General features: G+C 63.3%; 11 protein-coding genes and 1 pseudogene. 8 read left to right on the forward strand and 4 right to left on the reverse strand.

Annotated elements, in window-relative coordinates; translation table 11 throughout:
* Positions 1 to 46: 46 nt before the first annotated feature.
* Together DM374_RS27350 and DM374_RS27355 are read left to right on the forward strand one after the other, a co-directional pair.
* On the forward strand, positions 47 to 529 hold the full coding sequence (locus DM374_RS27350; protein ID WP_110972697.1) for a glutathione peroxidase: 483 nt from the start codon (positions 47 to 49) through the stop codon (positions 527 to 529).
* Between the two features lie 153 nt (positions 530 to 682).
* A complete protein-coding gene (locus DM374_RS27355; RefSeq protein WP_110972698.1) occupies positions 683 to 1,786 on the forward strand; it encodes an NADH:flavin oxidoreductase in 1,104 nt (367 codons plus the stop codon).
* Here the strand turns inward: DM374_RS27355 and DM374_RS27360 are convergent.
* Positions 1,755 to 2,972 (reverse strand): glycosyltransferase family 4 protein, encoded by a 1,218-nt coding sequence (locus DM374_RS27360; protein WP_110972699.1) that lies wholly within the window; start codon positions 2,970 to 2,972, stop codon positions 1,755 to 1,757. The two genes, DM374_RS27355 and DM374_RS27360, sit on opposite strands and share 32 nt — an antisense overlap.
* 269 nt (positions 2,973 to 3,241) lie before the next feature.
* Here DM374_RS27360 and DM374_RS34535 point away from each other — a divergent pair.
* A pseudogene (locus DM374_RS34535) lies at positions 3,242 to 3,928 on the forward strand (PAS domain-containing protein); the annotation flags it as partial.
* A gap of 129 nt (positions 3,929 to 4,057) precedes the next feature.
* Positions 4,058 to 4,465, forward strand: coding sequence for a methyl-accepting chemotaxis protein (locus tag DM374_RS34540; RefSeq protein WP_371929317.1), 408 nt, complete (start codon positions 4,058 to 4,060; stop codon positions 4,463 to 4,465).
* Positions 4,466 to 4,513: 48 nt separating this feature from the next.
* On the opposite strand, the gene cysZ is transcribed toward DM374_RS34540, so the two are convergent.
* The gene (gene cysZ / locus DM374_RS27370; RefSeq protein WP_110972701.1) at positions 4,514 to 5,242 is read right to left on the reverse strand and encodes a sulfate transporter CysZ; all 729 of its coding nucleotides are present in this window, start codon (positions 5,240 to 5,242) and stop codon (positions 4,514 to 4,516) included.
* 338 nt (positions 5,243 to 5,580) lie between these two features.
* Here cysZ and trxB point away from each other — a divergent pair, with 338 nt between their 5' ends.
* The gene (trxB, locus tag DM374_RS27375) at positions 5,581 to 6,543 is read left to right on the forward strand and encodes a thioredoxin-disulfide reductase (RefSeq protein ID WP_095158575.1); all 963 of its coding nucleotides are present in this window, start codon (positions 5,581 to 5,583) and stop codon (positions 6,541 to 6,543) included.
* 60 nt (positions 6,544 to 6,603) lie between these two features.
* On the opposite strand, the gene DM374_RS27380 is transcribed toward trxB, so the two are convergent.
* Entirely contained in the window at positions 6,604 to 7,998 is a 1,395-nt protein-coding gene (locus DM374_RS27380) for an amino acid permease (protein WP_110972702.1), read from the reverse strand.
* A 352-nt stretch (positions 7,999 to 8,350) separates the two neighbouring features.
* Entirely contained in the window at positions 8,351 to 9,199 is an 849-nt protein-coding gene (gene nadC / locus DM374_RS27385) for a carboxylating nicotinate-nucleotide diphosphorylase (protein WP_110972703.1), read from the reverse strand.
* A 255-nt stretch (positions 9,200 to 9,454) separates the two neighbouring features.
* On the opposite strand from nadC, the gene DM374_RS27390 reads away from it, so the two are divergent.
* The 3 genes from DM374_RS27390 (at position 9,455) to ampE (ending at position 13,121) form a co-directional block, all read left to right on the forward strand.
* Positions 9,455 to 11,644 carry a DUF1631 domain-containing protein gene (locus DM374_RS27390; protein WP_110972704.1) on the forward strand — a complete coding sequence of 730 codons (2,190 nt, stop codon included), beginning with the start codon at positions 9,455 to 9,457 and terminating at the stop codon, positions 11,642 to 11,644.
* An 80-nt stretch (positions 11,645 to 11,724) separates the two neighbouring features.
* Positions 11,725 to 12,285 (forward strand): 1,6-anhydro-N-acetylmuramyl-L-alanine amidase AmpD, encoded by a 561-nt coding sequence (gene ampD / locus DM374_RS27395; protein ID WP_110972705.1) that lies wholly within the window; start codon positions 11,725 to 11,727, stop codon positions 12,283 to 12,285.
* A 2-nt stretch (positions 12,286 to 12,287) separates the two neighbouring features.
* A complete protein-coding gene (gene ampE, locus DM374_RS27400) occupies positions 12,288 to 13,121 on the forward strand; it encodes a regulatory signaling modulator protein AmpE (protein ID WP_110972706.1) in 834 nt (277 codons plus the stop codon).
* The last annotated feature ends 129 nt before the right edge of the window (positions 13,122 to 13,250 follow it).

Below are 13,250 nucleotides of genomic sequence, written 5' to 3' on the forward strand. Positions count from 1 at the left end.
CGCATTCGTGCGGTGACCGGCAGGGATCTGTAGAGGGGAGTTCGTCATGAGTGCATTTCACGACCTGAAGTTGCAGGCATTGGATGGCAATGATCTGTCGTTGGCGCCGTTCAAGGGGCAGGTGGTGCTGGTAGTCAATGTCGCCTCCAAGTGCGGTCTGACACCGCAATACGCTGCCCTGGAAAATCTCTATCAGCAGTACAAGGACAAGGGCTTCAATGTGCTGGGCCTGCCGTGCAATCAGTTCGCCGGACAGGAGCCGGGCAGCGAGGCGGAGATCGCCGAGTTCTGCAGCCTCAACTACGGCGTGAGCTTCCCGCTGGGCAGCAAGCTTGAGGTCAACGGGCCGCACCGGCATGCGCTGTATCGGCTGCTGGCAGGTGAGGGCGCCGAGTTTCCGGGCGACATCACCTGGAACTTCGAGAAATTCCTGGTGGGTAAGGATGGTCGCGTGCTTGCGCGTTTTTCGCCGCGTACTGCGCCGGATGATCCGACGGTGGTGCAGGCGATCGAGAAGGCGCTGGCTTAGGCTTTTTGCTGTTCTTTGTGGCCGAACCGCAGCGATTAGGCCACAAAGACCACCACCAGACCTTTACCGCCAAATCACCCAAATCAATAGTACTGGGCCCTCCCTCACCCCCACCCTATCCTCAAGCGCTCTTGCCACCCCACGGAGCGCCACATGTCCGCCAACCCATTGTTCACGCCCTTCCAACTGGGCGCCCTGGAGCTGCCGACCCGCGTGGTCATGGCGCCGATGACCCGCACCTTCTGCCCCGGCGGTGTGCCCCACGCCAAGGTGGTGGATTACTACCGTCGCCGCGCCGCAGCCGGTGTCGGCCTGATCATCACCGAAGGCACCACGGTCGGGCACAAGGCTGCCAATGGCTACCCCAACGTGCCGCGTTTCTACGGTGAAGACGCCCTGGCCGGCTGGAAGAAGGTGGTAGAGGCCGTGCACGCCGAGGGCGGGCGCATCGTTCCGCAACTGTGGCACGTGGGTAGCGTGCGCCGCATCGGCACCGAACCGGATGCCAGCGTGCCGGGTTATGGTCCGAGCGAAAAGCTCAAGGATGGCCAGGAAGTGGTCCACGGCATGACCCACGAAGACATCCAGGAGGTCATCGCTGCCTTCGCCCACGCCGCCCGCGACGCCAAGGCCATCGGCATGGACGGCGTGGAAATCCACGGTGCACACGGTTATTTGATCGATCAGTTTTTCTGGGAAACCAGCAACCGCCGCGACGATGAATACGGCGGCGACCTGGCGGGCCGTTCGCGCTTCGCCATCGAGCTGATCCAGGCCGTGCGTGCCGCTGTCGGCCCGGATTTCCCGATCATCTTCCGCTTCTCGCAGTGGAAACAGCAGGACTACAGTGCGCGCCTGGTGACCACGCCCGAGGCGCTGGAGGCTTTCCTCAAGCCACTGTCCGACGCTGGCGTGGATATTTTCCATTGCTCGACCCGGCGCTTCTGGGAACCTGAGTTCGACGGCTCGCCGCTCAACCTGGCCGGCTGGACCCGCCAGCTGACCGGCAAGCCGACCATCACGGTTGGCAGTGTCGGGCTCGACGGCGAATTCCTGCAGTTTATGGTGGACACCGACAAAGTCGCGCAGCCGGCCAGTCTGGAAAATCTGCTGCAACGCCTGAACAACCAGGAGTTCGACCTGGTGGCGGTCGGCCGTGCGCTGTTGGTGGACCCGCAGTGGGCGGCCAAGGTGCGCGATGGCCGCGAAGCAGAGATCCTGCCGTTCAGCCGTGAGGCGCTGACGAGCCTGGTTTGACCTGCAAGCCGTGGTCGCTGTGAGTCGCCTGCTCGGGATGCAGCGGCTCGCAGGCGTCGCGCAGGTGTCCTTCAAACTGCTCGATGATCGCCGGCCAGCCCTGGCGGCTGGCGTGCTGGCGGGCATTGAGGCGGACCCGGCGCAGGGTTTCGCGGTCTTCCAGCAGCCAGCAGGCCGCGTCGATGAAGCCGGCGGCGTCGCCGGGTATGGCCAGTGCGCCGTTGTGGCCGTGGCGGAGATGCTGGCCCGCCGCAGCTTCGTCGTACGCGACCACGCCCAACCCTGAGGCCAGGGCCTCCAGCACCACATTGCCGAAGGTCTCGGTCAGGCTCGGGAACAGGAATATATCCCCGGAGGCATAGTGTTCCGCCAGGTGTTCGCCGCGTTGCGGGCCGCAGAACACGGCATCCGGCAACTGCTCCTGCAACGCCGCCCATTGCGGACCGTCGCCGACGATCACCAGGCGCATGCGCCGCTGTGGATACTTTTGCTGCAACACCTCAAGGGTGCGTCCGAGCATGCCCAGGTTTTTCTCCGCAGCCAGGCGGCCGACGTAGAGCAGGGCAATATCGTGTTCGCCCAGGCCCCACTGTTCGCGCAGGGCCGGGTTGCGTCGCGCCGGGTTGAACAGGCAGCCGTCGACGCCGCGCGACAGCAGCGTCAGGCGCTCGAAGCCACGGCGTTCCAGGTTCAGGTGCTGGCTCGGGCTGGGCACCAGGGTGCTGTGGGTGCGGTGATGGAACCAGCGCAGGTAATGGGTCAGCGCGCGGGCCAGCAAACCCAGGCCGTACTGGGTGGAATACTGCTGAAAGTTGGTGTGAAAGCCGCTGACCACGGCAATCCCCAGGCGCCGCGCGGCACGCAGAGCGCTCAGGCCCAGCGGGCCTTCGGTGGCGATGTAGAGCACGTCCGGCCGGTCCCGCCGCCAGCGTCGCAGCAGCTTGTGCATCGACACTTGTCCCCACTGCAACCCCGGATAACCAGGCAGCGGCCAGCCGCGGCACAGCAGTTGGTCACTGTCGGCCTGCCCCGGCAGGTCGTCGCTTTGCCGCGGGCGCACCAGCTCGACCCGGTGGCCGCGCTGGCGCAGGCCTTCGCTGAGGCGGCCAAGGGTATTGGCCACGCCGTTGATTTCCGGTGGGAAGGTTTCACTGATCAGGGTGATATGCAGCGGGAGCGTTGTCATGATGGCCAGTCTCCGGCGACCAAATTGCGCGGGTATGACATTCTGGTGACGTATCCGTGACGCCCGATCCCTGGCGTTTCCGGTCCACGAAATATTCCCCTTTTACGACTCAAGAATGACCATCTGTCAGCCGATAGAAATGACATTCCGAATGACGATTTCGCTCCAGGAGAGCGTTGATGTTCAACAGCAAATTGAAAAAAGAAGTTCTTGAATTACGCGAAGAACTGATGTCCCTGGAACAGGTAAAAGGCAGCCTCGACAGTGAAATGCTGGTGCTTCAACTAGACCCCAACGGGCGTATCGAGTCGGTGAATGGCAATTTCGAAAGAGAGATGCTGTACAACAGTTCGCAACTGATCGGTCGGCATATCGAGGAGATCGTCCCCGATCACGTCAAACCGCTGGATTTCTACCAGCGCATGCGTCACGCGCTCAACCGTGCTGAACACCTCAACGGCGCCTTCCGCCTGCTGCGTGGCAATGGCGAGGAAGCCTGGTTGCGTTCGATCCTGCAGCCGGTGAAGAACAGTGAAGGCCGCATCAAGTACTTCACCCTGCACTCCAGCGATCTGACCCGCACCATCGAAAGCTCCCGCGAGCACGAAAGCCTGATCAAGGCGCTGATGCGCTCCACTGCGGTGATCGAGTTCAACCTCAATGGCGAGGTGCTCAGCGCCAACGACCGTTTCCTGCGCACCATGGGTTACACCCTTGAGCAAGTGCGCGGTAAACACCACCGTATGTTCTGCGAGCCGGAGGAATACAACTCCGCCACCTACCAGGCGTTCTGGGAGAAGTTGCGCCGTGGCGAATTCGTCGCCGAGCGCTTCAAGCGCATCGATGCCCATGGTCGTACCGTATGGCTGGAAGCCTCGTACAACCCGATCATCGACGCCCATGACGTGCTGTACAAAGTGGTCAAGTTCGCCACCGTGATCACCGAGCAGGTCAACCAGGAAGCTGCGGTCGCCAAGGCGGCCGACATTGCCTACAGCAACTCGATCGCTACCGACGAGAGTGCACGCCGTGCCACGGAAGTAGTGACCCAGACCGTCGAAGTGATGCGCGGCCTGGAAACCTACATGCAGGACGCTGCCAGCGGCATCGAAGCACTGGACAAGCAGTCGCAGATCATCGGTTCGATCATCAAGACCATCAGCGACATCGCCGGCCAGACCAACCTGCTGGCGCTCAACGCCGCCATCGAAGCGGCCCGCGCCGGTGAGCAAGGACGCGGCTTTGCGGTGGTCGCCGACGAAGTCCGCCAACTGGCCTCGCGCACCAGCAGCGCTACCGAGGAAATTGCCCGGGTGGTGCAGCAGAACGAACAACTGGCCAAGGCTGCGGTGGACATCATCGACAGCAGCAAGCGCCAGGCCGAACAGGGCCTGGCCCTGGCCGGGCAGACCGGTACGGTGATCGTCGAGATTCAGGACGGCGCGCAGAAGGTGGTGAATGCGGTAGGACAGTTCTCCAACCAGCTCAAGTAAGGGCGGGAGAACGATGGCCGGTGCGCAAGGCACCGGCCATGGGCGGGATCAGGTGCGCTCGCGCACCCAGAACAGCGTGGCGCCCGCCACCGCTGCCGGCATCATCAGGATGTTGACGAACGGCACCATCAGCGCCAGATAAGTAATCCCGCCAAACCCCAACGACTGCCAGCGCTTCTGTCGCAGCCAGGCGAGCATGTCCTGCCAGCTCATCTTGTTGTTGTCCGCCGGGTAGTCGATGTACTGGATCGCCATCATCCAGATCCCGAACAGTAGCCACAGCGGCGCGGCAACGATATTCACCACCGGGATCAACGACAGGATGAACAGCCCCAGCGCCCGCGGCACGAAGTAGCCGAGCTTGCGCATTTCACGGCCCAGGGTGCGCGGCACCATGGCGGTCAGTTCGCCCCAACTGAAGGGCGGGAATTCATCCTTGCCACGCAGCACCACTTCGACCTTCTCCGCGAGGAAGCCATTGAAGGGCGCGGCGATGATGTTCGCCAGCAAGGTGAAGGTGAAGAACACCATCAGCGCCACCAGCACCACGAACAATGGCCACAGCACATAGCTGAGAAAGCTCAGCCAGTGTGGCAGGGTGGGCATCAGCGCATCGACCCAGAGGCTGAACTGATGGCCGGCGAGGTAGATCAGGCCGACGAACAGCAGCAGGTTGATCGCCAGTGGCAGCAGCACGAACGCCCGTAATCCGGGGCTCAGGACCAATTTCAGGCCCTCGCGCAGGTACTGTGGGCCGGAAAGGACAGGGGCTTGCATATAAGGCTCCGAGCGATGGAAATCGCGCCGACCTTACCGAGTTTGCCGACGCGACGAAAGCCGCCTGAGGGCGGCGCAACGGGCTGTAACAAATCCTCGGGAAAGTCGCCAATAGGAAATGGACCACGCGATGAAGGGGCATATAGATGAAGTCTATAAGGTGGATTGTTTAAGGATATTTCCTTAATCTTTGCCCCCTCGCTACAGTGCGCACATTGGTTTTCAGGACCTGCAGCCATAAGCCTTCCCCAAGTGCTTTGCAGGTTCTTTTTTATTTCCGCCGGTGATTCCGGCGTTATGGGGCCGGCAATGCATCGCCGGCCTGACAGGAGCGTGTCATGTCTGAAGTACGTCATTCGCGGGTCATCATCCTCGGTTCCGGCCCTGCCGGTTATAGCGCTGCTGTCTATGCCGCCCGTGCCAACCTCAAGCCGCTGCTGATCACCGGCATGCAGGCTGGCGGTCAATTGACCACCACCACCGAAGTCGACAACTGGCCGGGCGACCCCCATGGCCTGACCGGCCCGGCGCTGATGCAACGCATGCAGGAACACGCCGAGCGTTTCGAGACCGAAATCGTCTTCGACCATATCAATGAAGTCGCGCTGCAGCAGAAGCCGTTCACCCTCAAGGGCGACAGCGGCACTTACACCTGCGACGCACTGATCATCGCCACCGGCGCCAGCGCGCGCTACCTGGGCCTGCCGTCGGAAGAGACCTTCATGGGCAAAGGCGTTTCCGCCTGCGCGACCTGTGACGGCTTCTTCTACCGCAACAAGCCGGTTGCCGTGGTCGGTGGTGGTAACACTGCTGTCGAAGAGGCGCTGTACCTGGCCAACATCGCCAGCAAAGTGACCCTGATCCACCGTCGCGAAACCTTCCGCGCCGAGAAGATCCTGATCGACAAGCTTCACGCCCGGGTTGCCGAAGGCAAGATCGAGCTCAAGCTCAACGCGACCCTGGACGAAGTGCTGGGCGACAACATGGGTGTTACCGGCGCGCGCCTGAAGAACAACGACGGCAGCTTCGACGAGATCAAGGTTGATGGCGTGTTCATCGCCATTGGTCATACCCCGAACACCTCGCTGTTCGAAGGCCAGCTCGAGTTGAAAGACGGTTACATGGTTGTCGCCGGCGGCCGTGAAGGCAACGCCACCGCCACCAACATCGAAGGCGTGTTCGCCGCTGGCGACGTGGCCGACCACGTTTACCGCCAGGCGATCACCTCGGCCGGTGCTGGCTGCATGGCCGCGCTGGATGTCGAGCGCTACCTGGACGGCCTGCAGAACGCTTCGTTCTGATCGAAAAAAAACCGCGAAGGGCCTGATGGCGCTTCGCGGTTTTTTTATGCCTGAAATTTGTCAGTAGACCCGTTCAAGCCCCGCCGCCGATTCCTTGCCGCGTTTGCGGCAGACGAAAATCCCCACCAGCGACACACCCATTGCCAGCACCAGCGTGCTGGTCGCTTCGGCGCGATGCTCCGGCGTTATCACCAGCACGGCCAGCGCCGCCGAGATAAACACGATCACGCCATAGGTCAGCCACGGGAACAGCCACATCTTCAAGGTGAGGGCATCGCCGTGCAGGCGCCGCATGCGCAGTTGGGAAATGGCGATCGCCAGGTACACCAGCAACGCGATCGCGCCCGAACTGGACAGCAGGAAGTCGAACAGGCTGGCCGGCGTGAAGTGATTCAACGCAGCAATGAACGCACCGACCGACGCGGTGATCAGCACTGCCGTGCGCGGCACGCCGTTGCCGGAGGTTCGCGCCGCCGCTGCGGGGGCGTCGCCACGGCGGGCGAGGGAATACAGCATGCGTGAGGCGATGTAGATCGAGGAATTCATGCAACTGGTCACGGCCACCAGCACCACCAGATCGACGATCAGCTTGGCATGGGGAACGTTGAGCAGTTCCAGCGCACGCTGGTAGGACCCGACGGTTGCCAGTTGCGGATCGCTCCACGGCACCACGGAAATCACCACCATGATCGACAACAGGTAGAACACGCCGATGCGCCAGATCACCGAGCGGGTGGCCTTGGCGATGTTGCGCGAAGGCTCGCCCGATTCGGCTGCGGCGATGGTCACCGACTCGGTGCCGATGAAGCTGAACATGATGGTGATGAACGCACCAACCACGGCGGTCATGCCGTTCGGCGCGAAGCCGCCATGCTCCTGCATCAGATTGATGAGGCCCGCGCTCTCATGGTTGGGCACCCAGCCGCTGAGCGCCATGGCGCCGAAACCGATGAACAGAATGATCGCGGTGACCTTGAGCAAGGCGAACCAGAACTCGAACTCGCCGTACTTCGCCACGCCGAACAGGTTGGTGATGCTCAGCAGGACGACCGAGGCCAGCGCATAGATCCAGGTGTCCACACCGGGGAACCACTGGTTGAGGATATAGCCGGCCGCCAGTGCCTCGATCGGCACCACCAGCACCCAGAACCACCAGTACAGCCAGCCGATGGTGAAGCCGGCCCAGGGACCGATGGCTTTTTCGGCATAGGTGGAGAAGGAGCCGGTGTCCGGGTTGGCCACGGCCATTTCGCCGAGCATCCGCATCACCAGCACGACCAGCGTGCCGGCGGCCAGGTAGGCCAGGATAACGGCGGGGCCGGCGGCGGCGATCGCATGGCCGGAACCGACGAAAAGTCCGGCGCCGATGATCCCGGCGATGGACAGCATGGTGACGTGACGAGGTTTGAAACCGTTGGACAGTTGTCCGCCGCTGGAGTCGTTCAGGCTCGACATACTCTGCTCTTTTGAAGGGATTATTGGAGGCAGAGACGAAGCGACGCCGCGAAGCGTTAGGAAATCAATCAAGCCGCTTCAAGGGACGTGCCTCTACGCGTGTTGTCATGGGCCGGGTCAGGCGTTCCGGCGGGAATACCTTACCTTGAGCGGTTGCGGGGGAATTGACCCGGTTGCGTCCCGGGGCTGTCGGATTACGACATGGAGGAGGGCGGGCATGGAGAACCTTGTGGGAGCTGGCTTGTCGGGGCGCCGAACCGCAGCGATGGCGATGCTGGATTCACCGACGCCATCGCTGCGGTTCGGCGCCCCGACAAGCCAGCTCCCACAGGGGGGGGAATTCCGGGATGGATTACAGGCTCAACCGCATCGACAGGTCCACCGCCTTCACATCCTTGGTCATGGCGCCAATCGAGATGTAATCCACACCGGTTTCGGCGATCACCCGCAGGGTGCTTTCGTTAACGCCGCCGCTGGCTTCCAGCTTGGCGCGGCCGGCGTTCAGGCGCACGGCTTCGCGCATTTCATCGAGGCTCAGTTCGTCGAGCATGATGATGTCGGCGCCCGCCGTCAGCGCCTGTTGCAGTTCGTCCAGGCTTTCCACTTCGACCTCCACCGGCTTGCCCGGAGCGATACGCCGCGCGGCGGTGATCGCTTCGGCGATGCCGCCGCAGGCCGCGATGTGGTTTTCCTTGATCAGGAAGGCATCGAACAGGCCGATGCGGTGGTTGTGGCAGCCACCGCAGGTGACGGCGTATTTCTGCGCCAGACGCAGACCGGGCAGGGTCTTGCGGGTATCGAGCAGCTTGACCTGGGTATCGGCGACTTTGTCGGCCAGCGACTGGGCATAGGTCGCCACACCGGACAGCAGTTGCAGGAAGTTCAGCGCGCTGCGCTCGCCGGTCAGCAGCGAGCGGGCCGGACCCTCCAGATGGAACAGCGCCTGGTTGGCGATGGCGCGCTCGCCGTCCTGGACCTGCCAGTGCACCGCGACACGCGGATCAAGCTGGCGAAAGACCGCATCGACCCACGCCGTACCGGCGATGACACAGTCTTCGCGGGTAATGATGGTGGCCTTGGCCAGGCGTTCAGCGGGGATCAACTGGGCGGTGATATCGCCGTTGCCGACGTCTTCCAGCAACGCGCGGCGCACGTTGGCTTCGATTTCGGCAGTCAGATCGGCGAGGCGTAGGTTCGGCATGACAAGCTCCACAAGCTAAGTGGCCGGGATTATAGGGCAGGCCGGGCGGCGCGTGCAGCAAACGCCGACGGCAGCGCGATGCCGGGCCTTTGGTCGGGGCGGTTGAGCGTTTCATCCCGTGACGGGGTCTACAGATGGCTGTTGTCGCGCCTTTCAATGACTGGCGGACAGGGAAACTTTTCAAGATAATGCGCGCCTAATATTTGGCGTCATGGCTTTGACGATTATCCAAATCCACCCTGCAAGGAGTCCGGGATGCATAAAGACGGGAAGGTGCTGCTGTTTCGAAGCACCGCCAGCCAGGCCTCGCCTGCGCCACTCGCTCGTCTGCCGGTCGCCCTCCTGCATCTGCGTGACAAGGCCGCGCTGCAATTGCGCCTTGCCCTCCAGGTGTTGTTCGACAACGCCGACGACACCCTCTTCGAGATGGCCGACAAGGCCACCAGCAGCAAGGAACAGAACCTCCTTTTCGAAGCCATGCGCGACCTGCGCCACAAGCGCAACAGTATCGAGCGCGGCTTTCTCGACAGTTTCTACGCCGCCTTCATGGAAGTCGGCCACGGCGACCCGCTGGCAGCGCTGCCGGCGCGCACGCCGGCTCACGACACCCTCAGCCTGGTGGCCCGCGATGAACTGGAGCGGACCGTGGCGGTGGACGCCATGGTCGCCCGGGTGCTGGCCCGCGACGGCGTTGCCCTGGGCCAGTTGACCCTGCGCCTGAACAGCGTGCTGGAACAGCCGCTGAATGACCGCAGCAACCCGCTGGGTCCGACCCTGCTGTGCGAATACTTCCTGCGCGCCGGACGCAGCCTTGGCGTGGGGATCAAGGTCAAGCTGGTCCTGCTCAAGCTGTTCGAGCGCTATGTGTTGCGCGAGGCCGACCAGTTGTACGGCGAAGCCAACCAGTTGTTGATCGCGACCGGCATCCTTCCCGAACTCAAGGCCCTGCCGCGGCGTCGAGCCCAGGACCAGGCGGTGCTGGAGCCACGGGCGCCGGCCAACGAGGCGGACGATCCGGCCGACGAAATCGATGCCAACACCCAGGCGGTGTTCTCGTCGTTGCAGACGTTGCTGTCGCCTGAGCGCGGGCGTCTGGCGCCGCGCCGCGCGGCCGGGTTGCCGCCACGGCCGATCAACAGCCGCGACCTGCTGCGGCTGCTGACCCATCTGCAGCAGTACGTGCCCGCCGAGCTGGAGGCGGAGGACTTCGACCTGCGCCATCACCTTGAACAACTGCTGACCCGGCTCAGCGTACAGAGCGGCCAGGGTCGGCAGATCGAGGCGGGCGACGAAGATGTGATCAACCTGATCGCCATGCTCTTCGATTTCATCCTCACCGACCGCAACCTGCCGCGCTCGCTGCGGGTGCTGATCGCCCGTCTGCAGATCCCTCTGCTCAAGGTGGCGCTGCTGGACAAGCGCTTCTTCAGCCGCGCCACGCATCCGGCGCGGCGGCTGCTCAATGAAGTGGCCAACGCCGCCATGGGCTGGGACAAACGCGACGACTACCAGCGCGACAGCCTCTACCTGCGTGTGGAAGTGCTGGTGCAGCGGCTGCTGGACGACTTCAGCGATGACCCGGCGATCTTCACCGAGTTGCTCAACGACTTCCTGGCGTTCAACAACGATGAACGCCGCCGCAGCGAATTGCTGGAACAGCGCACCCGCGATGCCGAGGAAGGCCGGACCCGCACCGAGCATGCCCGGCGCCGGGTGCAGCAAGAACTCAATACCCGGCTGCAAGGTCAGTACCTGCCGCGGATCGTCGTACAGGTCCTGGAAGATGCCTGGAGTCAGGTGCTGCTGCTGGCGTGGCTCAAGCACGGCGAGGACTCGGCGCCGTGGCGCGATGCCCTGCTGACCATGGATGAATTGCTGTGGAGCGTGGGGCCGCTGGCGCGGGCCGACGATCGCACACGCTTGCTGGAGCGCGTGCCCGGTTTGCTCAAGGCGCTTCGCGAGGGCCTGGGCGGCGCGGCGTTCGATCCATTCGCCACCAGCGAATTCTTCGCTTGCCTGGAAACCCTCCACCTCAGCGCCTTCGACTCCACGGGCGAACAGGGCGAGGCCTCGCAGGCCACCGCGCGGGTACTGGTGCGCGATGAACTCAGTCTGCGCGGGCCTGAAGACTGGCCTGCGGGCGACAGCGATGCCCCGCTCGCCGAGGACGACCCGGCGCTGCTGCGGGTCGGGCAATTGCAACCGGGCACCTGGATTGAACTCGACGAAGAAGGCGAAGCGTTGCGTTGCAAGCTGATCGCCCTGTTCGACGACAGCGACCGCTATGTCTTCGTCAACCGTACTGGCCTGAAAGTCCGTGAGTGGACCGCCGTTGGCCTGGCCGTGGCCTTGCAGCGCGGCGAAGTGACGCTGCTGGACGACAGTCTGCTGTTCGACCGCGCGCTGGACTCGGTGGTCAGCCAGTTGCAGTGCCGCCGGCCCTGAGCCATCACACACTTTTTAACGATACAGACGCTGCCGCTGGGGGCATACTTGCGCCGTGCCCTCGTGTTTCAGGACTTTTTATGCAGTTGGATCGCACTACAGGCTGGTTTGCTGGTGTCACCCATTGCCCATCCCCCAATTTCAATGCGCGCCCCGACGGCGAGGCGATCGCCCTGCTGGTGATTCACAACATAAGCCTGCCGCCCGCGCAGTTCGCCACCGGCAAGGTCCAGGCGTTCTTCCAGAACTGTCTCGACCCTTGCGAGCATCCGTTTTTCGAAACCATCAAGGACCTGCGCGTCTCGGCGCATTTTCTGATCGAGCGCGACGGTCATGTCACCCAGTTCGTGTCCTGCCTGGACCGTGCCTGGCATGCCGGCGTCTCGCGCTTTGGCGAGCGTGAAGGCTGCAACGACTTTTCCATCGGCATCGAACTGGAGGGCACCGACGAGCTGCCGTTCACCGATGCCCAATACCGGGCGCTGGAATTGGTGACCCGGCAATTGCGCGCGGCCTGGCCGGCTCTCGATGGCGAGGGTATTCAAGGCCATAGCGATATCGCCCCCGGACGTAAGACCGATCCCGGGCCGGCGTTCGACTGGGCGCGCTACCGCGCCGCCCTGCGTGACAAGGAGGACTGACGATGAATTTCCTGGTGCTGTTGCTGGTGTTATGGGTGGAGAAGTTCTCTGCCCTGCGCGCACGCCTGCAACGCGACGGCTTTTTCCTGACCGAACTGGCGCGCCTGGAGCGCACCGGCAAGACCCATCCCTGGTGGACCCTGGCGATTCTCGTGCTGTTGCCGGTGGCGCTGCTGGCATTGCTGCTGCACGTGCTGGAACCGGTGGCCTACGGACTGCTGGCCTTGCCAGTGCATGTGCTGGTGCTGATATACAGTCTGGGCCGGGGCGATGTGAAAGCGTCGCTCGGCCCGTTCCGCGATGCCTGGCGCCGCGGTGACGAGCAGGCCGCGGTGCATGTGGCCGAGCGCGACCTGAAGGTGATTGCCGACGACGAGAACAGCTTGCTGCACAAGGTTCAGGGCCACCTGCTCTGGGACGCCTGTCAGAGCTTTTTCGCGGTGATCTTCTGGTATGTGCTGCTGGGGCCCGCCGCTGCGCTGGCCTATCGTTTGCTGGCGCTGGCCGCCGACAACGCCAACAACCCGGCCTTGCAGGAGCGCGCCCGACAACTGCGCCATGCCTTTGACTGGGCGCCGGTGCGGGTGCTCGCGGCGAGCTTCGCGCTGGTGGGCAACTTTGTCGCGGTGAGCCGGGTGATGTTGCCCGAACTGCTCAACTGGCATATCGCCGCGCCACGGCTGATCAACATGGCTGGCCATGCTGCTGCGGAACTGCCAGCCACTGCGCCGGTGGGCGCGGAAGGGTTGGCGGGGCTGGATCATCTGTGGGAGTTGCTGCTGCGTTCGGCGGTGTTGTGGTATGCGTTTTTTGCCTTGTGGACGGTGTTGGGGTGAGGCGTTTCGGGGGTGCTTTACGGCCCATCGCGAGCAAGCTCGCTCCTACAGTCGGTTTCGCAAATCTCTGTAGGAGCGAGCTTGCTCGCGATGGTCTCTAAAGCGGCCCCTGGTCCCAATAATGACCCG

The sequence above is a fragment of the Pseudomonas huaxiensis genome (assembly GCF_003231275.1).
GTDB classification, from domain to species: Bacteria; Pseudomonadota; Gammaproteobacteria; order Pseudomonadales; family Pseudomonadaceae; genus Aquipseudomonas; species Aquipseudomonas huaxiensis.

Excerpts from the sequence above, each read along its gene's own strand:
- DM374_RS27350 (WP_110972697.1), top strand. The coding sequence starts at position 47 with ATGAGTGCATTTCACGACCTGAAGTTGCAGGCATTGGATGGCAATGAT.
- DM374_RS27355 (WP_110972698.1), top strand. The coding sequence starts at position 683 with ATGTCCGCCAACCCATTGTTCACGCCCTTCCAACTGGGCGCCCTGGAG.
- DM374_RS27360 (WP_110972699.1), bottom strand. The coding sequence starts at position 2,972 with ATGACAACGCTCCCGCTGCATATCACCCTGATCAGTGAAACCTTCCCA.
- DM374_RS34540 (WP_371929317.1), top strand. The coding sequence starts at position 4,058 with ATGCAGGACGCTGCCAGCGGCATCGAAGCACTGGACAAGCAGTCGCAG.
- cysZ (WP_110972701.1), bottom strand. The coding sequence starts at position 5,242 with ATGCAAGCCCCTGTCCTTTCCGGCCCACAGTACCTGCGCGAGGGCCTG.
- trxB (WP_095158575.1), top strand. The coding sequence starts at position 5,581 with ATGTCTGAAGTACGTCATTCGCGGGTCATCATCCTCGGTTCCGGCCCT.
- DM374_RS27380 (WP_110972702.1), bottom strand. The coding sequence starts at position 7,998 with ATGTCGAGCCTGAACGACTCCAGCGGCGGACAACTGTCCAACGGTTTC.
- nadC (WP_110972703.1), bottom strand. The coding sequence starts at position 9,199 with ATGCCGAACCTACGCCTCGCCGATCTGACTGCCGAAATCGAAGCCAAC.
- DM374_RS27390 (WP_110972704.1), top strand. The coding sequence starts at position 9,455 with ATGCATAAAGACGGGAAGGTGCTGCTGTTTCGAAGCACCGCCAGCCAG.
- ampD (WP_110972705.1), top strand. The coding sequence starts at position 11,725 with ATGCAGTTGGATCGCACTACAGGCTGGTTTGCTGGTGTCACCCATTGC.
- ampE (WP_110972706.1), top strand. The coding sequence starts at position 12,288 with ATGAATTTCCTGGTGCTGTTGCTGGTGTTATGGGTGGAGAAGTTCTCT.